Annotated in this window: 19 protein-coding genes; 5 read left to right on the top strand and 14 right to left on the bottom strand. The window is 68.9% G+C overall.

Annotation, left to right across the window (positions count from 1 at the left end; genetic code table 11):
• From VED21_RS26755 to VED21_RS26720, 8 genes are all read right to left on the bottom strand, one after another.
• Nucleotides 1-674: cbb3-type cytochrome c oxidase subunit I (locus tag VED21_RS26755; RefSeq protein ID WP_324887816.1), on the bottom strand; the 674-nt coding region annotated here is incomplete at its 3' end.
• 16 nt (nucleotides 675-690) lie between these two features.
• The gene (locus VED21_RS26750; RefSeq protein ID WP_324887815.1) at nucleotides 691-1143 is read right to left on the bottom strand and encodes a cytochrome c; all 453 of its coding nucleotides are present in this window, start codon (nucleotides 1141-1143) and stop codon (nucleotides 691-693) included.
• 551 nt (nucleotides 1144-1694) lie between these two features.
• Nucleotides 1695-2609 (bottom strand): lipoyl synthase, encoded by a 915-nt coding sequence (lipA, locus tag VED21_RS26745; protein WP_324887813.1) that lies wholly within the window; start codon nucleotides 2607-2609, stop codon nucleotides 1695-1697.
• 61 nt (nucleotides 2610-2670) lie between these two features.
• Nucleotides 2671-3804: an acetoin dehydrogenase dihydrolipoyllysine-residue acetyltransferase subunit gene (locus VED21_RS26740; protein ID WP_324887811.1), complete on the bottom strand. Its 1134-nt coding sequence runs from the start codon at nucleotides 3802-3804 to the stop codon at nucleotides 2671-2673.
• Between the two features lie 17 nt (nucleotides 3805-3821).
• A complete protein-coding gene (locus tag VED21_RS26735; RefSeq protein ID WP_324887809.1) occupies nucleotides 3822-4850 on the bottom strand; it encodes an alpha-ketoacid dehydrogenase subunit beta in 1029 nt (342 codons plus the stop codon).
• Between the two features lie 43 nt (nucleotides 4851-4893).
• A complete protein-coding gene (locus VED21_RS26730; protein WP_324887807.1) occupies nucleotides 4894-5877 on the bottom strand; it encodes a thiamine pyrophosphate-dependent dehydrogenase E1 component subunit alpha in 984 nt (327 codons plus the stop codon).
• A gap of 23 nt (nucleotides 5878-5900) precedes the next feature.
• On the bottom strand, nucleotides 5901-6959 hold the full coding sequence (locus VED21_RS26725; RefSeq protein WP_324887805.1) for an ATP-NAD kinase family protein: 1059 nt from the start codon (nucleotides 6957-6959) through the stop codon (nucleotides 5901-5903).
• 175 nt (nucleotides 6960-7134) lie between these two features.
• Nucleotides 7135-9069 carry a sigma-54-dependent Fis family transcriptional regulator gene (locus VED21_RS26720; protein WP_324887803.1) on the bottom strand — a complete coding sequence of 645 codons (1935 nt, stop codon included), beginning with the start codon at nucleotides 9067-9069 and terminating at the stop codon, nucleotides 7135-7137.
• Between the two features lie 358 nt (nucleotides 9070-9427).
• Here VED21_RS26720 and VED21_RS26715 point away from each other — a divergent pair, with 358 nt between their 5' ends.
• Together VED21_RS26715 and VED21_RS26710 are read left to right on the top strand one after the other, a co-directional pair.
• Entirely contained in the window at nucleotides 9428-9637 is a 210-nt protein-coding gene (locus VED21_RS26715) for a cold-shock protein (protein ID WP_324887801.1), read from the top strand.
• Between the two features lie 102 nt (nucleotides 9638-9739).
• Entirely contained in the window at nucleotides 9740-11188 is a 1449-nt protein-coding gene (locus VED21_RS26710; RefSeq protein ID WP_324887799.1) for a DEAD/DEAH box helicase family protein, read from the top strand.
• A gap of 53 nt (nucleotides 11189-11241) precedes the next feature.
• Here the strand turns inward: VED21_RS26710 and VED21_RS26705 are convergent, their stop codons facing one another.
• From VED21_RS26705 to VED21_RS26685, 5 genes are all read right to left on the bottom strand, one after another.
• Nucleotides 11242-12102, bottom strand: a complete 861-nt coding sequence (locus VED21_RS26705) for a shikimate dehydrogenase (protein WP_324887797.1) — start codon at nucleotides 12100-12102, stop codon at nucleotides 11242-11244.
• Between the two features lie 5 nt (nucleotides 12103-12107).
• Nucleotides 12108-12542, bottom strand: coding sequence for a type II 3-dehydroquinate dehydratase (locus tag VED21_RS26700; protein ID WP_324887795.1), 435 nt, complete (start codon nucleotides 12540-12542; stop codon nucleotides 12108-12110).
• 26 nt (nucleotides 12543-12568) lie between these two features.
• Entirely contained in the window at nucleotides 12569-13870 is a 1302-nt protein-coding gene (locus VED21_RS26695) for a TRAP transporter large permease (RefSeq protein WP_324887793.1), read from the bottom strand.
• A complete protein-coding gene (locus tag VED21_RS26690) occupies nucleotides 13867-14391 on the bottom strand; it encodes a TRAP transporter small permease (protein WP_324887791.1) in 525 nt (174 codons plus the stop codon). Before VED21_RS26690 ends, VED21_RS26695 begins: the two co-directional genes overlap by 4 nt.
• 96 nt (nucleotides 14392-14487) lie before the next feature.
• Nucleotides 14488-15474 (bottom strand): sialic acid TRAP transporter substrate-binding protein SiaP, encoded by a 987-nt coding sequence (locus tag VED21_RS26685; protein WP_324887789.1) that lies wholly within the window; start codon nucleotides 15472-15474, stop codon nucleotides 14488-14490.
• A 168-nt stretch (nucleotides 15475-15642) separates the two neighbouring features.
• On the opposite strand from VED21_RS26685, the gene VED21_RS26680 reads away from it, so the two are divergent.
• Both VED21_RS26680 and VED21_RS26675 read left to right on the top strand, forming a co-directional pair.
• Complete coding sequence (locus tag VED21_RS26680) at nucleotides 15643-17022, top strand: GntR family transcriptional regulator (protein ID WP_324887787.1); 1380 nt, start codon at nucleotides 15643-15645, stop codon at nucleotides 17020-17022.
• Nucleotides 17023-17061: 39 nt separating this feature from the next.
• On the top strand, nucleotides 17062-18954 hold the full coding sequence (locus VED21_RS26675; RefSeq protein ID WP_324887785.1) for a bifunctional sugar phosphate isomerase/epimerase/4-hydroxyphenylpyruvate dioxygenase family protein: 1893 nt from the start codon (nucleotides 17062-17064) through the stop codon (nucleotides 18952-18954).
• A gap of 122 nt (nucleotides 18955-19076) precedes the next feature.
• Here VED21_RS26675 and VED21_RS26670 read toward each other — a convergent pair whose 3' ends face one another.
• Nucleotides 19077-19976, bottom strand: a complete 900-nt coding sequence (locus VED21_RS26670) for a LysR family transcriptional regulator (protein ID WP_324887783.1) — start codon at nucleotides 19974-19976, stop codon at nucleotides 19077-19079.
• Between the two features lie 116 nt (nucleotides 19977-20092).
• Between VED21_RS26670 and VED21_RS26665 the strand changes: the two genes are divergently transcribed.
• Entirely contained in the window at nucleotides 20093-20755 is a 663-nt protein-coding gene (locus tag VED21_RS26665) for an SDR family NAD(P)-dependent oxidoreductase (RefSeq protein ID WP_324887781.1), read from the top strand.
• The last annotated feature ends 14 nt before the right edge of the window (nucleotides 20756-20769 follow it).

The following is a 20769-nucleotide window of genomic DNA, read 5'->3' as shown; positions in this document are numbered from 1 at the left end:
CCGACGATGGCGTACAGCCACTTCTCCACCACCTCGCGGTCGACGCCGGTCATCTTGATGACCAGGAAGGCCAGCACGGCGGCCATCACCAGCTCCCACACGCCCTCCACCCACAGGTGGACGACGTACCACCAGTACAGCTTGTCCAGCGCCAGGTTCGTCGGGTTGTAGAAGGCGAAGAGGAAGAAGATCGCCACCCCCCACAACCCCAGCAGCAGGACGTTGGTGATCGCCGTCCGGCGCCCGCGGTAGACCGTCATGGTGACGTTGTAGAGGAACATCAGCGCGGCGACGACGATGCCGGCCTTCACCCACAGCGGTTGCTCCAGGAACTCGCGCCCCTCGTGGATGCCCAGCGTGTAGCCGACCACGGCGCCCAGCGCGCCGATCATCAGGATCGCCAGCTGAAGGTAGGCGAGCGTCCGGCTCTCGATGTCGCGCTCCGCCTCCTCGGGGATCAGGTAGTAGGCGCAGCCGAAGAAGCCCAGCAGCAGCCACACGATCAGCGCGTTGGTGTGGATCATGCGCAGGATGTTGAAGGGCAGGATCTCGGCCAGGAAGTTCGGCACCACGTAGACGGTGCCGGCCAGCGACCCCACCAGAACCTGGACGAGGAACAGCGCCATCGCGCAGGCGAAGTACCAGTAGGCGATGCGTTGCGTGGCGTATCTCATGCGGCGGCTCCCCCCGTCAGCCTGCGTTGTTGGGCGGCCAGCCCTGCGTGTCGATGCGGCTGGTCCATTCCAGGAAGTCGACGAGGTCGTTGAGTTCCTGTTCGGTCAGGTTGAACTGCGGCATCTGGCGGCGCCCCTCGACGCCGCTGGGCTGCGCCTGCATCCAGGCGACCAGCGCCGCCCGCGCGCTCTCCGCGTCGTCGCGGCCGCCGTAGCGGACCCAGACGTTGCCGAGTTCCGGGGCGAAGTAGGCGCCCTCCCCCAGCAGGGAGTGGCAGTTGATGCAGGCGTTGCGTTCCCACACGTGCTTGCCGCGGGCGACGCCCTCGGTCAGCGTCGCCTCGTCGGTGCTGGTCGTGCGCATGTAGTAATGGCTGTGGACCGTCAACGCGACGAAGGTGATGAAAAAGAAAAGCGACCCGCCATAGAAGATGTTGCGGGCCGCTGATTTCGTGAGCCGCTCGGCCATCACCTCCCCCTGCTGTCGTTACACGGTAAGGTTACGCACCCAACGCAAGTCAAAACGCAAAAAGAGCGGCGCGGCCACGGCGCAAACGGACGAACCCGGATGGCGAGGTACCCCGACGCCATGGCTGCGCTCCAGGCACGCCATCATGTAACCGCGAAATACTGAGCAAGTTCCTTCGCCGCGCCCCAGGGCATCAATACGGTATCGGCTCGCTACGGCACGCGAAGTTGACAATAATCAAGAAAAAATAAAGTAGCATGGCGGGGACGACCATTGAATTACGCCATTGACGCCCTGAATGCGCAACAGGAAGCGCATGTCCGGTCCAGCCATACTTGGGAGCTGCCATGAAGGCTGCATCGCTACTCAGCGCGACGGCCGCAGCGCGGGCATGGAAAGGTGGTGCCCGAACGCCGCCGGCCCCTGGTCGAGCCGCTCATGCCGGCGGCGCATGATGGCTTCCGTTCAGCGCCGCCGGTAAAGCCGGCAGATCGGAGCGATAGCATGGATTGAGGACGTCATAAGGCCGACACCTTCAGGCGCCCTCCTTATTAGCCGCTGGGGCTTTGCCGGACGGCCTTGCCCCGTCCCGAGTTTCGCGCCAGCGCCGCGAAATCCTGTTCGGCGTGGTAGGACGAGCGGGTCAGCGGGCTCGCCGAGACCATCAGGAAGCCTTTGGCCCGCGCCACCCTTTCGTATTCGGCGAACTCCTCCGGCGGCGCGTAGCGCGCCACCGGGTGGTGGCGCGGCGTGGGGCGCAGGTACTGGCCAATGGTCAGGAAGTCGACGCCGGCCGTGCGCAGGTCGTCCATGACCTGAAGAACCTCCCTGCGCTCTTCGCCGAGGCCGAGCATGATGCCGGATTTGGTGAAGATCGCCGCATGCCGCTCCTTCACCCGATCGAGCAGGCGGAGCGAGTGGTAATAGCGCGCCCCCGGCCGCACGGTCGCGTAGAGGCGCGGCACCGTCTCCAGATTGTGGTTGTAGACGTCCGGGCGGGCGTCGGACACCGCCTCGATGGCGCCCGGCTTGTTGCGGAAGTCGGGGGTGAGGATCTCGATGGTCGTCGCCGGGGATGCGGCGCGGATCCTCTCGATGCACCGCACGAACTGCCGGGCGCCGCCGTCCGGCAGATCGTCACGGTCCACCGAGGTGATGACCACGTGGCGCAGGCCAAGCTCCAGCACCGCCTCGGCCAGCCGCTCCGGCTCGTGCGGGTCCAGCGCGTCGGGCCGTCCGGTCGCCACGTTGCAGAAGGCGCAGGCCCGCGTGCACACGCTGCCCAGGATCATCACCGTGGCGTGCCGCTTGCTCCAGCACTCCCCGATGTTGGGGCAGGCCGCCTCCTCGCAGACCGTGTGCAGGGCGTGCCGGCGGACCAGGGCGTGGGTCTCGTCATGGGCTCCGGCGGCGGGCGCGCGGACGCGAAGCCAGGCCGGCTTTTCGGCCTGATGGACCGGAAGCATGAAGTTTCCTCCGTTTGCTTGGTTTCTTGAAAAGGCCGGCCCTTGGGGCCGGCCTTTCGCGTCAGGCGTGCTTGCGGATGTGTTCTTTCAGGAGGGCGTTGACCTTGCCGGCCGCCTCCATCTGGACCATGTGGCCCGCGTTCGGGATCACCTCGACGCGCTCGGCCGAACCGAGCGCCGTGGCATGGGCGGCGGGGATGACCCGGTCCTGCTCGCCCCAGACGACCAGCGTCGGCACGCTCGCCGCACCGACGGCCGCATCCAGGGCCTCGATCTGCCGCCCGCCTTCGAACGCCGACGACGCGATGGCCCGCAAGGCGCCGTCCACGCCGTCCAGCCGCTTGTACTTCAGCAAATCGTCGATCATCTGGCGGCTGACCAGCCCGGGGTCGGCGAACAGGGTCTCCAGCACCGGCTTCAGCTCGCGGCGCGAGGCGGCCTGGATGAAGCCCTCGATGTAGTCCTGATTGATCTCCCGCCCCAGGCCGGCGGAGCAGATCAGCGACAGGGAGAGCACGCGCTCCGGCGCGTCCAGCGCGGTGCGCATGGACACCGCCCCGCCCATGGAGTGGCCGACCAGATGCGCGGCCGGGATACCCACCGCGTCCATGAAGGCCAGCACCGTCCCGGACAGGCCCGGCAGCGACGGATCCGGCAGCGCCTTCGTGGACTGCCCGTGTCCCGGCAGGTCCAGGGCGTAGACGGTGGCGCCCTCGGCCAGCGCGTCGATGGTGAACAGCCAGTTGTCGAGGTCGCCGCCGAAGCCGTGGACCAGCAGCACGGTCGTCTCCCCCTCGCCGCGCTTTGCGTAGCGGAGAGCGCCGGCCGCCGTTTCGGCGAATTCGTAGCGCGGGCCGGAATCGGCGCCGCCGTCCTCGCCCTCGGCGGCGGGCACGGCGTAACCGGCGACGAAGGCGTCGATGTCGTCGTCCGGCACGTCGGGGTCGGCCAGCACGCCGATGAGCGCCTTCACGGGATAGACGATGCCTGGCTCGCCCAGCACGCGGCGCAGGATGCCGGCGTCGCCGGCCTCCACCACGTTGGTGATCTTGTCGGTCTCGACCTCCAGCAGATCCTCGCCGAGAGTGACGGTGGACCCCGGCTGCTTCAGCCAGCCGGTGACCTTGCCCTCCGACATGGACAGGCCCCACTTGGGCATGACGATGGGCTTGATGCGCTCGTTCAGAGTGGACATGGAAAGCGGCTCCGGGATCAGGCGGCGACGATGGTGCGCGACGGGGCGAGGGTGCGGCGGACGGCGGCGGCGATGGCGTCGGCGCCGGGGATGTAGAGGTCCTCCAGCGACGGCGAGAACGGCACCGGCGTGTGCGGCGGGGTCACCATCTGGATGCCGGCCTTCAGCGCGCCGAAGGCGTTCTGCGCCACGAAGGCCGAGATGTCGGTGGCGAGGTTGCAGCGCGGGTGCGCCTCGTCCACCACGACCAGCCGCCCGGTGCGCTCGACGCTGTCGATGATGGTGTCCCAGTCGATGGGCGACAGGGTGCGCAGGTCGATGACCTCCGCCTCCACCTTGTCCCTGGCCAGCGCGTCGGCGGCGTCCATGGCGCGGTGCACGGTCAGGCCGTAGCTGACGATGGTCACGTCGCCGCCGTCGCGCAGCACGTTGGCCTCGCCGAACGGGATGGCGTAGGCCTCCGCCGGCACGTCGGTCTCATGGCCGTAGAGGTTCTTGTGCTCGCAGAAGATGACCGGGTCGTTGTCGCGGATCGACTGGATCAGCAGCCCCTTGGCGTCGTAGGCGTTCGACGGGCAGACGACCTTGAGGCCGGGGATGTGCGTGAACAGCGGGGTGAGCATCTGCGAGTGCTGGGCCGCCGCGCGGAAGCCCGCGCCGACCATGCCGCGGATGACCACCGGCGTCTCGGCCTTGCCGCCGAACATGTAGCGGAACTTGGCTGCCTGGTTGAAGATCTGGTCGAAGCAGACGCCCATGAAGTCCATGAACATCAGCTCGGCGACCGGGCGCAGGCCGCAGGTGGCGGCGCCGATGGCGGCGCCGATGTAGGCGGATTCGGACAGCGGCGTGTCCATCAGGCGGTTGCCGTGCTTGGCGAACAGGCCCTTGGTGACGCCCAGCACGCCGCCCCAGGCGTCGTCCTCGCCGGGCGCGCCGGTGCCCCCGACGATGTCCTCGCCCATGAGGATGACGGTCGGGTCGCGGCGCATCTCGAGGTCCAGCGCCTCGTTGATGGCCGTCTTCATGCTGATCTTGCGCGACATGATGTTTCCTCCGGTGAATACCGTTCTTCGTGCGGGGGGCGGCTCAGTAGGCGACGTAGACGTCCTTCAGCAGGTCGGCCGCGACGGGCAGCGGGGCCGCCTTGGCGCAGCGCACGGCGTCCTCGATCAGCGCGAGCACCTCGCGGTCGATGGCCTCCAGCTCGGCGGGCGTGACGGTGCCGGCCTCGGTCAGGCGCTGGGCCAGCAGCTTGATGCAGTCGCGGTTGGCGCGCAGGTTCTCGACCTCGCCCTTGGCGCGGTAGGTCTGGGCGTCGCCTTCGAAGTGGCCGTAGAAGCGGACCATGTTGCATTCGAGCAGCGCCGGGCCGCCACCCTCGCGGGCGCGCTTGATGATCTCGCCCGCCGCCTCGTGCACCGCGAAGAAGTCGGTGCCGTCCACCGTCACGCCGGGCAGGCCGAAGCCGGTGGCGCGGTCGATGTAGCTGTCGCAGGCGACCGCCCATTCCATGGCCGTGGATTCGGCGTAGCCGTTGTTCTCCACCACGAAGATGACCGGCAGGTTCCAGACGGCGGCGAGGTTCATGCTCTCCAGGAAGGTGCCCTGGTTCGACGCGCCGTCGCCCACGAAGGTGATTCCGACGCCGCCGTCGCCCCGGACCTTGGCCGCCAGGGCCGCCCCGCAGACCAGCGGCGCGCCGGCGCCGAGGATGCCGTTGGCGCCCATCATGCCCTTGGACAGGTCGGCGATGTGCATCGACCCGCCCTTGCCCCGGCAGGCGCCGGTGGCACGGCCGTAGATCTCCGCCATCATCGCGTGGACGTCCACGCCCTTGGCGATGCAGTGGCCGTGCCCGCGGTGGGTGGAGGCGATGCGGTCAATGTCGTTCAGGTGCATCATGATGCCGGTGGCGCAGGCCTCCTCACCGGCGTAGAGGTGCACGAAGCCGGGAATGTCGCCCTTGGCGAAGTCGATGTGCAGCCGTTCCTCGAACTCGCGGATGGTCCGCATGGTGCGGTAGGCCTGGAGCAGGTCCGCCTTGCCCAGCGGAAACGGATTGTCGGTCACGGTCGTTTCTCCCTTGTGGGTTTTCAAAGCTTGGCCGTGACCGGCGCCGGGGCGCGGGTCAGCAGCCGGTTGGTCAAAAGTCTGTGTTGGGCGGCGTGCCGCATGCAGCCGCCCACGTTCACGGTGCGCAACGCGTCGTCCCGAAGCGTCAGGGACACGCGGTCTTGCGCCGAGAATGCGATTTCCCGCTCGCCGTCGAGCGCGATGGAGCCGGCCTTCATCTCCGGCACGACGGGCACGCCGGCCGGCATGCGGCGCCAGCCGGCGACCCCGACCGGGGCCATCAGCCCCGGTGCGATGGGCGCCGTCAGCACCAGTGCGCCGGCCTCGGGCGTGGCGAGGCGGACCATCAGCCCGCCGCTCTCCGCCCGGTCCACGGGTTCCAGCAGGCCGGCGATGGCCGACATGCCGATGGCGTCGGGCTCGGCGAAGGTGACGAACAGCTCACGAAAGCCTTCGGGCTTCCACAGCGCGCGGGCGCCCACGCAGCGCTCGGTGACCAGCGCCACGTCGACCAGCGCGATCTCCTCCACACGCCCGTCGACCGACACGTCGATGCGCTTGTTCGCCGCGAACGCGACGGACGCGGGGATCTGCCCGGTCACGGCCAGGCCGGTCGCCAGGCCGGTGACGGTCGGCTCGCGCTGTTCGGGAAAGGCGTTGTTGGTGCCGGTGGAAATGCCGGCGATGGGCACGCCCCCGCAATGGGCGGCCACGGCGCGGTGGGTGCCGTCGCCGCCCAGCACGACGATGGCGGCCACGCCCGCCCGGCGCATCTCGGCCGCGGCGCGATGGGTGTCGGCGACGGTGCCGGTGACCGGCATGGGCAGCGGATGGACGGCGGGGTAGGGGGCGCCGCCGCGCGCCAACTCGCGCGCCAACTCTCGCGCCACATGGCGGCCGATGCCGCCGTGCTCCGGCATCATCAGCACGTCCGTGATTCCGCAGGAGCGCAACGCCGCCAGCACCCGCAGGACGATGTTCGCGCGGTCGGTGATCTGGAGGCTTGCCGCCTTCGCGACGACACGGCGGATGTCGCGCGCGGAGACTGGATTGGCGATGATGCCGACGACCGGTGCCACGTTGCGTTCCCCCGAGTTGCGGTTTCGAGGGGCGTATCAGCAATGGGCGTGCCAAACCGGACGGGTGGCTAACAATCAGGGTTTTGCAAGGAATTGCGCCGCGGGCGGCGGTGTTGCGGCCGCCCCACCTGTTGCAGGACCTGTTGCACGGGCTCTGCAACAGGTGTTGCACGCCTCAGTCCAAGCGGTGCGGCGGGACGATGCCGAAGCGGTGCATCTGACGGTGGATGGTCGACCGGTCCACGCCCATCTCCCGCGCCGCCGCCGACACGTTCCAGTGCAGACGCCGCAGCACGTCGCGCAGACGGACGGCGGGATCCTCCGTCCCGACGGCGGCTGTCGTTCCGCACGCCGGCCGGGCCTCGACCTCACCGCTGCGCTGCACGGGTTCCGGAAGGTCGGCCAGCTCGATCACGCCGTCCGTGCAGACCGCGCAGGCATAGTCCAGCGCGTTGACCAGCTCGCGCACGTTTCCGGGCCAGCCGTGGGCGCGCAGCGCCGCCAGGGCCGGGGCGGCGATGCGGTAGCCGATGCCGTCGCGCTTCTCCCGCTCGGCCAGCAGGCGGTCGATCAGCCAGCCGAGGTCGCCGCGCTGGCGGAGCGGCGGCACGGTGAACACCGCGCCGTTGAGCCGGAAATACAAATCGTCGCGGAACCTGCCGGCCTTGACCAGTTCCACCAGATCGCGGTGGGTCGCGGCGATCACCCGGACATCCACCGACACCGCCTTGGTGCGGCCGATGGGGGTGACCTCCCGTTCCGCCAGAACGCGCAGCAGGCGGGTCTGCGAGGACACCGGCATGTCGCCGATCTCGTCCAGGAACAGCGTGCCGCCGTCCGCCTCCAGGATCAGCCCCTTCTTGCCCCGCGTGGTGGCGCCGGTGAAGGAGCCGGGCTCGTAACCGAACAGCTCGCTCTCGATCAGCGCTTCCGGCAGGGCCGCGCAGTTGACGGCGACGAAGGGCTTGGCCGCGCGCACGCTCGACCGGTGCAGGGCCTTGGCGAGGTGTTCCTTGCCGGTGCCGGTTTCGCCGTGGATCAGCAGGCTCATCCGCGTGTTCACCAGCTTCGCCGCGCGCGTCAGCGCCGCCGTCAGCGCCGGATCGCCGCCGGAGATGGCCTGGAGCGGCTTGGGCAGGCTCTCCTCCTCGCCGCCGCGCGGGCGCGGGAGGGTGATGGCCGGCGGCGGCATCGCCTGGGCGAACAGGGGCGTCCCGCTGCGCTGCAGACGCAGCGTCCGCTGGTCGGTCGGCAGCGAGCGGACGAAGCGCACCAGATCGTCCACATGGCAATCGAAGAGGTCGGAGAAGGGACGCCCGAGGAGCGGAGCCCCACTCGCGTCCTCGGCGGCCAGCATCTGGCCGGCACGATGGTTGAAGCCGATGATCCGGCCGGCGCCGTCCAGCGCGATCACGAAGTCCGGATCCACCTCGACGAATTCCAGGGACGCGGACAGCTTGATCACCCAGTCCCGGCGGAAGCTGTTGTAGAGGTTGGCGTTTTCGATCTTGTGCGCGTAGGACTTGACCAGTTGGAGCGCCAGGTACTGGCTGATCTTCGGCTCCGGTGAACGCAAGGCCGAGATGTCCAGCACCGCCGCGAGCATGCCGCCGCTGTCGAAGACCGGAGCGGCGGTGCAGGTCAGCGGGATGTGGGTGGCGTCGAAGTGGTCCGTCTGGTGGACGGTCAGCGCCTCTCCCGTGGCGATGCAGGTGCCGACCGCGCAGGTGCCCGCCCGCCCCTCGTTCCAGTCGGCGCCGAGATAGAGGCCGGTCCGGCGCAGATCGCTGTCCGACGCCCGGTCGCCGATGAAATCGACGGTGATGCCCTTGCTGTCGGTGAGCAGGAGGGCGTAGCCCATGCCGGCCACCTGCCGGTACAGGGATTCCAGCCCGAAGCGGGCCATGCGCAGGAACTCGTCCATGGCATCGCGATGCTGCGACAGGCGCTCCTGGGGAAGGATGTAGGCCTCGCGCCAGACCGTCGGATCCAGCTTATGGTCGGTGACGCAACGCCGCCAGGAATCCATGATGATGGTGTCGCGATGGGATGCGACGCCTTCGGCGACACGGACCAACTCATTGATGTGCGCCGCTTTGGCGTTCTCCATCAGCGTATCCTCCCGGGAGCCGCCATCGATCGCCTTGGCATGCCCACCAGGAAAGGTACCAACCGGAGGGGCCGGGGAGCAACTTGTGCAAAAGAACGAGGCCCGCGCCGGGTCGGCGTCTCGGCCATGCTCGCCGGCTGCACCGGATCGATGCCGACCCCTACGGGCTACCTCTTGCGTGATGTCGGGCCGGATTCACTTGTAATCGTCCCTCAGGTGGCCGACCCTGCGCGGGTCATTGTGCTTCGGACGTTCGGCCTGTTACGCCCCTTGGGTACGCGACCGCTGCGATTCCTGGAATACAGATGATGCGCCCCGCCGGTGGTGGGGTGCTATCCCGCATCATTGGAGGACAGCGATGCCCACTGGCACCGTGAAGTGGTTCAACGGCACGAAGGGCTTTGGTTTCATTCAGCCCGACAACGGCGGCCCGGACGTGTTCGTCCACATTTCCGCCGTCGAGCGCGCCGGCATGCGCGGCCTCAACGAGGGGCAGAAGATTTCCTACGAGGAACAGCGCGACCCGAAGCGCGGCAAGACCTCGGCCGAGAACCTCAAGGCCGTCTGAGCCGCCGGGCGATTCCGGGTAAGGGAGGCACCGGGCATCCGGTGCCTCCTTTCCTTTGTCCGCGCCGATGCCGGCACGCGCCGGCCACAGCAGACTCACGCCTTGCCGAACACCGAGCCACCGTCCTTCGCGTCCTCCCCGTTCACGCCGCGTCCTCACCAGTTGGAGGCCCGCGACGCGATCCTCGCCGCACGCCGCCGCGGCCGGCCCGGCTTCCTGCTGGGCGACCTGACGGGGCTGGGCAAGACGCTCGCCGTCTGGCTCGCCATCGCGGCGATGCCCGAGGAGGAGGTGCTGATCGTCTGCCCGAAGGGCGCCATGCCGCAGTGGCGCCGCACCATCCGCCACTCCGAACCCACCGGCAAGCGGGTGACGCTCATCAACTACGAGCGCACCAAATCGCTGCTCCTGCCGCCGTCCGCGAGCGGCAAGCGGTCGACGCGAGCGAAGAACAACGAATTGGCGAAGCTCGGCACGCCGAAGCGGATCTGGCCGCTGGTCGTGTTCGACGAGGCGCATCGCCTGCGCAACCCGAACGCGCAGCAGTCGATGGCCTGCCGGCGCATGGCTGACGCCGCCGCCTTCGCCGTCTACATGAGCGCCACCGCCGGGCAGGCGCCGCACGAGCTGGCCTACCTCGGGCGCCTGCTCGGCGATGCGGCCGGATGCGACACCGGGAGCCTCGGCGGCTTCCGCGAGCTGATGAAGCGCCTGGGGATCGGCAAGGCGAAGGGGCGCTGGAAGAACTGGAGCTGGGACCCGAACGATTGCGACCGCCGAATCATGGCCGACCTGCTCTACCTGGGGACGGACGCCATCGGGATGCGGCGGCGACCCAGCGACATCGCCGGCTGGCCCGAGGTGCAGCGCGAGCTGGCGCCGACGGCGCTCGACGCCGCCGCGCGCCGCCTCTACCAGGCGACCTGGCGCGAGTTCCGCCGCGAGCTCGGGCTGGCGGGCGGCAGCACGCGGCGCGCCGCGGGGTGGGCTGCCGACCTGCGGTTCCGCCAGAAGGCCAGCCTGCTCCGGGTGCCCGGCACCGCGGACTTCGCCGGGGACCTGCTCGACGACGGCCAGCAGGTCGCGGTCTCCGTGGCCTTCCTGGAGACGGGGCAGCTGCTGGAGGACGCGCTGCGCGGCCGCGGCTGGCGGGTCGGGCAGATCAACGGCGAGCGGACGGCCGAGGCCAACGAGGCGGTCCGCATCGCGTTCCAGACCGGGCAGCTCGACGCGGTGGTGTTCACGGTGACCGAGAGCATCTCGCTGCACCAGGGCGAGATGGAGGGCGGCGACCGGGAACGGTCGCTGGTGGTGCACGACATGCGCCACAGCGCCATCCAGCTCCAGCAGATCGAGGGCCGCTGCCACCGCGACGGCCGGCGGGCGACCGTGTGGTACGCCTTCGCCGAGGACACGGTGGAGGAGCGCATCGCCGCCACCGTGGTGGCCCGGATGGCCGGCATGGACGGGATGGCGGGCGATGACACCGCGATGCTCGACGCCATCGCCCGCGTCATCGAGGCGGCCACGGCGGAGCGCGCCGCCGCCTGACGGGCGCGCCCTGCCTGCCGGCCGGTCATGGAAGCCTCCATGCGCCGGCCGTATCACATCCCCGCGAAGTGACGGAGCATGCGCTCGGCGTCGGGCTCGCGCCCCGTGAAGAGCCGGAAAGCGCCGACCGCCTGGAAGACCGCCATGCCGCCGCCGGCCAGGGTGCGGCACCCGAGCGCGCGGGCTCGGCGCAGCAGCTCCGTCTCCAGCGGGAAATACACGATGTCGGCCACCCAGAGGCCGGGGTGGAGCAGCTCCGCGGGCACGGCCATGCCCGGGTACTTCGCCATGCCCAGCGGCGTGGCGTTGACGACGCCGTCGGCGCCCGCCATCGCGGCGGCGGGAGAGGGCGCGGTCGTGGCGCGGCCCTCGCCGAACCGGGCGCACAGGGCCGCCGCGAGGCTGTCGGCGCGCCCGGCGTCGGTGTCGACGATCACCACCTCCCCGGCGTCCAGCGTCAGCAGGGCGTGGGCGACCGCCGCCCCGGCGCCGCCGGCGCCGAACTGGACGACGCGGTCGCGGCGGACATCGGGCAACTCGCGCCGGAAGCTCTCGGCGAAACCCCACCAGTCGGTGTTGTGCCCCATGTGCCGCCCGTTCCCCAGCACGATGGTGTTGACCGCGCCGAGCGCCCGCGCCTCGGGCGACAGCTCGTCGAGCAGCGGAATCACCGCCTGCTTGCAGGGATGGGTGACGTTGAGCCCGGCGAACCCGAAGCGCTCCGCCGCGGTCAGGATGTCCGGCAGGGCACCCGCGTCGAGGCCGAGCGTGTCCAGGTCGATCAGCCGATAGATGCAGCACACCCCCAGCTCCTCGGCTTCGCGCTCGTGCAGGGCGGGCGTGCGCGACGCCTGGATGCCGGACCCCACCAGTCCCAGAAGGACGCTCGGGCGGCCGGTCGCCGGGGGAGACATCGCCGTCACCCCGCCAGCAGGTCGCGCATGGCGCGGACCGCGAAGGGATAGCCGCGAGCGCCGAGCCCGGCGACCACCGCCGTCGCGACCGGCGACACCAAGGACTTGTGGTAGATCGGCTCGCGGCGGTGGATGTTGGAGATGTGCAGCTCGATGATGGGCTTGGAAACCATCTTCAAGGCGTCCATCAGCGCCATGGAGGTGAAGGTGAACGCGGCCGGGTTGATGACGATGCCGGCGCCCGCGTCGATGGCCTCGTGCACCCAGTCGATCAGCTCGTACTCGCGGTTCGACTGCCGGAACACCAGGGGATGGTCGCCGGCCGCCTCCCGGCACAGGACTTCCACGTCCGCCAGCGTGGTGCGGCCGTAGATCTCGGGTTCGCGCGTGCCGAGGCGGTTCAGGTTGGGACCGTTCAGGACGTGGATTGGATGGCTCATGGATGCACTTCTCCGGGAGGAACCGCTCAGCCCTGGTAGCCGAACAGCCGCGGCAGCCAGAGGACGGTCCCGGGAACGAAGGTGAGAACGGCGAGCGCGACGAGCATCGCGACGAGGAAGGGGATCGTGTCGCGGACGATGGCGTGCATCGGCGCGCCCGAGATGGCCCGCATGATGAAGAGCAGCAGCCCGTACGGCGGCGTGACCAGCCCGATCATGATGTTGACCACCACCACCACGCCGAAATGCACGAGGTCGATGCCCAGCGCCTGCGCGCTGGGGATGAAGACGGGCACCACGACCAGCAGGATCGCCGTCCCCTCCAGGACGCACCCCAGCAGCAGCAGGAGCACGTTGACCAGGATCAGGAAGCCCGCCGGCGACAAATCCCACCCCGCGAGCAGCACCCGCACCGCGTCGGGGATGTTCTCGATGGTGACGACATAGTTGAAGACGAGCGAGCCGGCGATCAGCATGCCGATGGAGATGGTCGTACGGGTGCTCACCGCGAGCGACTGGTAGAAGCTGCGCCAGCTGACGCTCCGGTAGAGGCCGGCGGAGATGGCCAGGGCGTAGGCGGCGGCGACCGCGGCGGCCTCCGTCGGCGTCATCACGCCGCTGTAGATCCCGCCGAGCAGGACCACCGGCATCATCAGGGACGGCAGCGCCCGCCACGTGATCGCCGGAAGCTCGCGCAGCGGCACCGGCGCCTCCACGGGGAAGTTGCGGCGGCGCGCCGTGACGGTGACGATGGCCATCTGGCTGAAGGCCATCAGCAGCCCCGGCACCACCCCGCCCAGGAACAGAAAGCCGATGGACGCGTCCGAGATCAGGGCGTAGAGCACCATCGGGATCGACGGCGGGATGATCGGGCCGATCACAGAGGAGACGGCGGTCACGGCCGCCGCGTAGCTGGGCGTGTAGCGGCCGCCGCTCGTCATCATGACCTGCATCGTGCGGCCGGTGCCGGCGGCGTCGGCGATGGCCGAGCCGGACATGCCGGCGAACACGACGCTCTGGAGGATGTTGACCTGGGCGAGCCCGCCGCGGAACCGGCCGACCAGCGCGTTGCAGAACGCCGTCAGCCGCTCCGTCATGCTGCCGATGTTCATGAACTCGGCCGCCAGGATGAACAGCGGCACCGCCAGGATGACGTAGTTGCCGTACATCCCGTTGAGGATCTGCTCCGCCACGATCCCCATGTCCTGCCCCGCCAGCAGCAGGTAGAGGATCGAGCCGGCGATCATGGAATGCCCGATGGGCAGCCCGAGCAGGGCAAGCGCCGTGATCGCAACGACGGCCAGCGAGAAGGGGCTTGCAAGGGTCATTCGCCGGAGCCCACCTTGACGAGAAAGGACTCTTCCGCGTCCCGCTCCGGGTGGAACAGGGCCTGCCAGCCGAGCCAGAGATGGCGGAGGATCGCCGCGACGGCGAAGACGACGTAGATCGAGAACAGCCAGTCGTAGCGGATCTTCAGGTAGGTCGTCTTCTGGACCTTCATGAAGGACACGTAGTCGATGACCGCCGGAAGCGAGACGAGGTAGAGGGCCACCAGCACCACGGCGGTGACGGCGCACATCGCCCGGCGCGTGCGCGGACGCACGGCGCCGTAGACGATGTCGAAGCGGATCTCCTCCGCGTCGGTGGTGACGAACGCGGCCCCCCACAGCACGATCCAGATCCACAGGATGACGCTGACCTCGTGGGTCCAGCCGATGGGCAGCCCCAGGACGTAGCGGAAGACGATCTGCAGGAGGAACGCGGCGAACATGGCCGCCAGCATGGCGACCGCCACGTTCTCGGCCCGGCGGGCGAGCCAGGGCCCGGCCTTTTCAAGAAACCCGGTCATCGGGACGGACCTCCGCCTCGGCAATCCACGGATCGGACGGATCGCCGCCGGGAGAGCCCCGGCGGCGATCCCCCGCGGCGTCAAATGGCCGCGGCGTCACATGGCGTTGATCTTGTCAAGCATGCCGGGAATCCAGCCCTTCGCCAGATCGGAGGCCAGGTACTTCTTCTGGGCGTGCTCCCGGAAGGCCTTGACGTCGGGCGTGTAGACGTCGAGCCCCTGGGCCTTGAAGAAGGCGGCGAGCTCGTCCTCCCGCTTCACGTGCTGCTGGGTGCTCCACTCGATGGCCCGGTCGGCCGCCGCCTGGAAGGCCGCCTGCTGCTCGGGCTTCATGGCGTTCCAGACCTTGTTCGACACGGCGAGCAGATCGAACGCCACGAGGTGCGAGGTCAGGGCGACCTGCTTCATCACCTCGTAGAACTTCATGTTCTGGACATTGGGCAGCGGGTTGTCCTGGCCGTCGATGGCGCCGGTCTGCAGGCCCGTGTACACCTCGGCGTAGGCCATGGGCGTCGGGTTGGCGCCGAGCGCCTCGCCGAGGAACTGCCACGCCTCGCCGCCGGGCATGCGCAGCTTGACCCCGGCCAGATCCGCCGGCGTGCCGATCTTCTTGGCGACGCGCAGGCCGACCTGGCGGGTGCCGTAGTAGGTCGGGCCCAGGATGTGGATGCCCAGCTGGTCGGACGCCATCTTCCTCAGCTGCTGGCCGACGTCGCTGGCGAAGACCTTCTTCAGGTGCTCGGCGTCACGGAACAGGTACGCCGAGGTCACGATGGACCAGGCCGGGATCTGGCTCGAGATGTCCTGCGGCGCGATGTTGCTCATCTCGAGGTTGCCGCGCTGCATGGCAACCAGCTCGGTGCCCTGCTTGAACAGCGTCCCGCCGAGGTAGGGCTGGACTGTGAAGTCCTTTTTCACCTCCTCGGCGAAGCGCTTCATCATCTCCGCCCGGATGTCCTGCTCCGAGAACACGGCGGAGAAGCGCAGCTTCTGAGGCTCCTGGGCGATGGCGGCTGCGCTTGCGCTCCAGGTCACGAGGGCGAGGGCGGCGGCCATGGCGGCGCGCCTGGTGATGGCGGGCATCTCTGTTTCCTCCTTGATCGTGCGCGCATTCGAACTGCGTCTTGCCGATCACTATCTGCTCGGATGGATTTGCGATCAATAGGCAATTGCTGAATCACATGACATTCCGGATTTCATCCTATAACATGAACGTCGGGCGGAGATTGCCGAAATCAGGATGGAAGCCGCATGAGCGTTGATCTGTTGGCGCCCACGATCGCCGACCGGGCCTACCACCGGATCCGGAGCGACATCATCTTCGACCGCCTCGGGCCCGGCGCGAAGCTGAGGCTCGACCGGCTGGCGGCCGACTATGGCACCAGCGTCAGCACGCTCAGGGAGGTGTTGAGCCGCCTCTCCTCCGAAGGGCTCGTCCACGCCGAGGGCCAGCGGGGGTTCGAGGTCGCCCCGGTGTCGCCCGACGGGTTCCGGGACGTGGCGGCGATGCGGATTCTCCTGGAGACGAGCGCGCTGCCCCTGTCCTTCGCGGCGGGCGACCTGGAGTGGGAGAGCCGCGTGGTCGCGGCGCACCACAAGCTCAAGGTACTGGAACGCCGGATGCTCGCGGGGGACCGCGAGGGAACGGAACTTTGGAAGCGCTATGACCGCGAGTTCCACCAGACCCTGATCGAGGCCTGCGGCTCGCAGACGCTGCTGGACATCCACGCAGGGGTCTACGACCAGTATCTGCGCTACCAGATGGTGGCGGTGGTCTTCCGCGGCGCCGCCGCTGCCGACGAGCACCAGGAGTTGCTGGACTGCGCGCTGGCGCGCGACGCGGCGCGCGCCAGCGCCGTGGTGTCGCGGCACGTCGACGCCTGCGTCACGCACGCGCTGGAGGGCGGCGCCTTGCGCGGCGCACCGCAGCGGGGCCAGCCGCCGTCGCGGGCCGACCTCGACACCCCGTCGGACCAGCCCTTCCCGTCGGTCGGCGAAGGTGCCTACCGGAAGATCCGCGCCGACATCGTCTTCGGGCGCCTGCCGCCCGGCCGCAAGCTGAAGCTGGAGACCATGAAGGCCGACTACGGCGTCGGCGTCAGCACCCTGCGCGAGATCCTGAACCGCCTCTCGTCCGAACGGCTGGTCGTCGCCGAGGGCCAGCGGGGCTTCGAGGTCGCCCCCGTGTCCATCGCCAACCTGCGGGAGATCGCGGATCTGCGCCTGCTGCTGGAGTGCCACGCGCTCGAGCAGTCGTTCCGCGCCGGCGACATGGACTGGGAAAGCCGGGTCGTGGCGGCCCACCACCGGCTCGCCCGGATGGAGGAGCGGATGGCCGCGGACGACCGGAGCTGCACCGAACGCTGGAAGCAGTTCGACTGGCAGTTCCATCAGGCGCTGATCTCGGCCTGCGGGTCGCGGATGCTGATCGACGCCCACGCCGCGGTCTTCGACAAGTACCTGCGCTACCAGATGATCGCGCTGAGCTACCGCGGCGACATCGCATCGGGCGAGCACGCCCTGCTGCTGGACTGCGCCATGGACCGGGACGCCGGACGGGCCTGCGACGTGCTTCGGTGCCACGTGGCCGGCGGCCTCGAGCACGCGCTTGCCACGGGAACCATAACCTGACGGGCAACTCGGGCCAAAAGAGGAACGGGAGGGACGACCATGCGCACCGCCATCGCCACCGTCTGCCTGAGCGGCACCCTGGCCGAGAAGATCGAGGCCATCGCCGCGGCCCGGTTCACGGGCGTGGAAATCTTCGAGAACGACCTCCTGTCGTTCAACGGAACCCCGGCGGACGCGCGCCGGATGATCGGCGACCTCGGGCTGGAGGTGGTCACCTTCCAGCCGTTCCGCGACTTCGAGGGCATGCCCGAGCCACAGCGCGCCAAAATCTTCGCCCGCGCCGAACGGAAGTTCGACGTGATGCAGGAACTCGGCTGCGACCTGCTGATGGTGTGCAGCAACGTCTCGCCGGAGTCGCTGGGCGGAATCGACCGGGCGGCGGCCGACTTCCACGAACTGGGAGAGCGCGCGGCGCGCAGGGGCATGCGCGTCGCTTTCGAGGCCCTGTCCTGGGGGCGGCACATCCACGATTACCGCGACGCCTGGGAAGTGGTGCGGCGGGCCGGCCATCCCGCGGTCGGGCTGGTGCTCGATTCCTTCCACGTGCTGGCGCGCGGGACCGACCTGTCGGCGATCCGCGCCATTCCGGCCGATCGCATCTTCCTGGTCCAGATCGCCGACGCGCCGCGGCTCGACATGGATTACCTGTCGTGGAGCCGGCATTACCGAAGCTTCCCAGGCCAGGGCGAGCTGCCGGTCGACGATTTCATGGACGCGCTGCACGCCACCGGCTTCGACGGCCTGCTGTCGCTGGAGATCTTCAACGACCGCTTCCGTGCAGGTTCGGCGCGGGGCGTCGCCATCGACGGCCAGCGGTCCCTGGTGGCCATGCTCGACGGGCTGCGCCGGCGCAGCGGCGCCACACAAGACGGGGTGCCGACGCTGCCGCCGAAGGCCGTCTGCTCCGGGATCGAGTTCATCGAGTTCGCCGTGGACGAGCAGGACGCCGCGCGCTTCGAGCGCACCTTGCGCGGGTTCGGCTTCCGCAAGGCCGGCGTCCACCGGTCCAAGGCGGTGACACGCTGGCGCCAGGGCGGCATCAACATCGTCCTGAACGCCGAAAGCGAGGGCTTCGCCCATTCCTTCCACATCACCCACGGGACGTCGGTGTGCGCCCTGGCGCTCAGCGTCGACGACGCCAGCGCCACGGTCAACCGCGCCCTGGCGCTGCTGGACCAGCCGTTCCGCGGGTCCGTCGGCGCCGGCGAGCTGGAGATCCCGGCCGTCCGCGGCCTCGGGGGGAGCCTGTTGTACTTCGTCGACCGGCCGCACGGCCTGGACCGGCATTGGGACGTCGACTTCGAACCGGTCGAGGCCGAGGCGGACGGCGCGGCGGCCGAGGCCGGGCTGACGGCGGTCGACCACGTCGCCCAGTCCATGCACTACGAGGAGATGCTGAGCTGGCTGTTGTTCTACACGTCGCTGCTCGATGTGCGGAAGACGCCGGTCCAGGCGGTCATTGATCCTGGTGGGGTCGTCCAGAGCCAAGCGGTGGAAACGCGGGACGGCCGGCTCCGGCTGATCCTCAACGCGTCGCAGAGCCGCCACACCCTGTCGTCGCGTTTCCTGCACGACTTCTTCGGGCCGGGCGTCCAGCACATCGCCTTCGCGACGGATGACATCTTCGCCACCGTCGAGCGCCTGAAGGCAGGCGGGGTCGACCTCCTGCCGATCCCGGCGAACTATTACGACGACCTTGAGGTGCGTGTCGACCTGTCCGCCGCCGAGGTCGAGCGCCTGCGCGCCGGGAACATCCTGTACGACGGGCACGGTGAGGCCGCGTACTATCACGCCTACACCGGGACGCTGCTGGAAGGCGGCCTTTTCTTCGAAATCGTCCAGCGGCGGAACTACGGGGGCTACGGCGCCGTCAACGCGCCGGTCCGCCTTGCCGCCCAGACGCTGCTGTCAACCGGCCCGGCGATTCCCTGAGCGATGTCAGAACACGATGCCAGAACACATGGTGAGGCTGGTCATTGGGTGACTGTCCTGCTTCTCGCTACAAGACCGTCGCGGCAACAGGGCCAATGATGCTTCCGTGGTCCTAAAGGAACTCAGTAGGAACCAACAGCGGAAGAGGCGATGAGTTTCCGAAACCAAACCAGGGGAGCATAGTTGCTCGTCGCCGTGTGCCAGAACATTCGGGCGGTGAACGCCGGCATCGAAAAGGGCAGAGACGTCACGCGAAGATCCAGTTCCTTTCCAGCGGCCTCGGCCACCCGGCGGCCGATGACCAGGACGAGATCGCTGTTGGCGAGGAGGCGGGGCGCCAGCAGGAAGTGGGCCACGGTCACCGCGACACGCCGTTTCAACCCCAACCGAGCAAGGCATTCGTCGGCTATGCCGGTTCCGTCGCCGGCTTGAGACACGAGCAGCCCAGGGTGCTCGACGAACCGTTCGGGAGTGGACGGGCCATTGTGGTACGGATGGTCCGGGCGCGTCACCATCACGAAGTCTTCATCGAAGAGCGGAAGGCTCAGAACGTCGGGAATGTCCTGTTCGGTCACGGCCAGCGACAGGTCCACCTTGCCTTCCCGCAGAAGCATGATGGCCGATCGCCGGTCGGCGGCAACGACGCGCAGATCAATTCCCGGTGCCAGCCTTGCGAGGTCGGAAATCAGCCGCGGCATCAGGACAACGGCCAGATAGTCGCTGGCGGCGATCCGCACCACCATGTCCGCCGTCGCAGGGTCGAAATCCTTCGGGTTCTGAAAGGTCGCCGTCAAGGCGGCGATCGCCCGCGCCACATGCGGGCGCAGTTCCTCGGCACGTTGTGACAGGCGATAGCCGCGGCCGTATCGAACCAGCAGAGGGTCGTTGAAGATCTCTCGCAGCCGGGCCAAGGCGCTGCTGGTCGCCGGCTGGCTGCGCCCGATCCTGGCCGCCGCGCGGGACACGTTGCGTTCCTCAAGCAGCGCGCCGAGCGCGACGACGAGGTTCAGATCCACGGTCATTATATTCATGGCACAGATATTACGTATATGATCTATCGTTTTGACGGATACTATGGTTTGGAGCCAGTGTCCATGGGTGTCCGGCGGCAACGCCAACCTTTCAGGAGGAACCATCCATGACGACCAAGCACTCCGCCATCATCATCGGCGCCGGCCCCGGCCTGGGCCTCGCGCTCGCGAAGAAGTTCGGGCGTGAGCTGGGCGAGGTTGCGCTGATCGCGCGCTCCACCGAGCGTCTCGTCCCCCTGGTCCAGGAACTGAAGGAGGCGGGAATCACGGCGCACGGCTTCGCCGCCGACGCCGCCGACCTCAACAGCCTGCGGGCGGCGATCCGTCAAGCCATCGCGGCCATGTCGCCGCTGAAGGCGCTGGTCTACAACGCGGCGGCCATCCGGCCGGGCCGGGCGTTGCCGCTGGATGCGGACGGCTTCGCGGCGGAGCTGGTCGTGGACGTCGTGGCTCCGCTGGCGGCGGCGCAGACCGTCGCGCCGGTGCTGGAGGCGAACGGCGGCGGCAGCGTGCTCATGACGGGTGGCGGTTTCGCGCTTTACCCCAACGCCGAAATGGCGGCGCTCAGCGCCGGGAAGGCCGCCCTGCGCAACCTCACGGCGACGCTCGCCGAAGACCTGGAACCCAAGGGCATCCGCACCGCCATCGTGACGATCTGCGGCTATCTCGCCGAAGAAGGCCGCTTTTCTCCGGCGACGGTCGCGGAGGCCTATTGGGATCTCCACGTCAGTCCCCCGAACGAGCGCAAGCCCGAACTGACCTACGCCTGATCGGATGGATTGGC

Origin of the sequence: Azospirillum sp. (assembly GCF_035627195.1) — a bacterium.
Taxonomy (GTDB): domain Bacteria; phylum Pseudomonadota; class Alphaproteobacteria; order Azospirillales; family Azospirillaceae; genus Azospirillum.
Note: the sequence above shows the minus strand (reverse complement) of the source record. Positions and strands in the feature narration are given on the sequence as shown.

What these genes read in the sequence shown, in the direction of transcription:
- VED21_RS26750 (WP_324887815.1), bottom strand. Translation starts at nt 1,143, where the DNA reads ATGGCCGAGCGGCTCACGAAATCAGCGGCCCGCAACATCTTCTATGGC.
- lipA (WP_324887813.1), bottom strand. Translation starts at nt 2,609, where the DNA reads ATGCTTCCGGTCCATCAGGCCGAAAAGCCGGCCTGGCTTCGCGTCCGC.
- VED21_RS26740 (WP_324887811.1), bottom strand. Translation starts at nt 3,804, where the DNA reads ATGTCCACTCTGAACGAGCGCATCAAGCCCATCGTCATGCCCAAGTGG.
- VED21_RS26735 (WP_324887809.1), bottom strand. Translation starts at nt 4,850, where the DNA reads ATGTCGCGCAAGATCAGCATGAAGACGGCCATCAACGAGGCGCTGGAC.
- VED21_RS26720 (WP_324887803.1), bottom strand. Translation starts at nt 9,069, where the DNA reads ATGGAGAACGCCAAAGCGGCGCACATCAATGAGTTGGTCCGTGTCGCC.
- VED21_RS26715 (WP_324887801.1), top strand. Translation starts at nt 9,428, where the DNA reads ATGCCCACTGGCACCGTGAAGTGGTTCAACGGCACGAAGGGCTTTGGT.
- VED21_RS26705 (WP_324887797.1), bottom strand. Translation starts at nt 12,102, where the DNA reads ATGTCTCCCCCGGCGACCGGCCGCCCGAGCGTCCTTCTGGGACTGGTG.
- VED21_RS26700 (WP_324887795.1), bottom strand. Translation starts at nt 12,542, where the DNA reads ATGAGCCATCCAATCCACGTCCTGAACGGTCCCAACCTGAACCGCCTC.
- VED21_RS26695 (WP_324887793.1), bottom strand. Translation starts at nt 13,870, where the DNA reads ATGACCCTTGCAAGCCCCTTCTCGCTGGCCGTCGTTGCGATCACGGCG.
- VED21_RS26690 (WP_324887791.1), bottom strand. Translation starts at nt 14,391, where the DNA reads ATGACCGGGTTTCTTGAAAAGGCCGGGCCCTGGCTCGCCCGCCGGGCC.
- VED21_RS26685 (WP_324887789.1), bottom strand. Translation starts at nt 15,474, where the DNA reads ATGCCCGCCATCACCAGGCGCGCCGCCATGGCCGCCGCCCTCGCCCTC.
- VED21_RS26680 (WP_324887787.1), top strand. Translation starts at nt 15,643, where the DNA reads ATGAGCGTTGATCTGTTGGCGCCCACGATCGCCGACCGGGCCTACCAC.
- VED21_RS26675 (WP_324887785.1), top strand. Translation starts at nt 17,062, where the DNA reads ATGCGCACCGCCATCGCCACCGTCTGCCTGAGCGGCACCCTGGCCGAG.
- VED21_RS26670 (WP_324887783.1), bottom strand. Translation starts at nt 19,976, where the DNA reads ATGACCGTGGATCTGAACCTCGTCGTCGCGCTCGGCGCGCTGCTTGAG.
- VED21_RS26665 (WP_324887781.1), top strand. Translation starts at nt 20,093, where the DNA reads ATGACGACCAAGCACTCCGCCATCATCATCGGCGCCGGCCCCGGCCTG.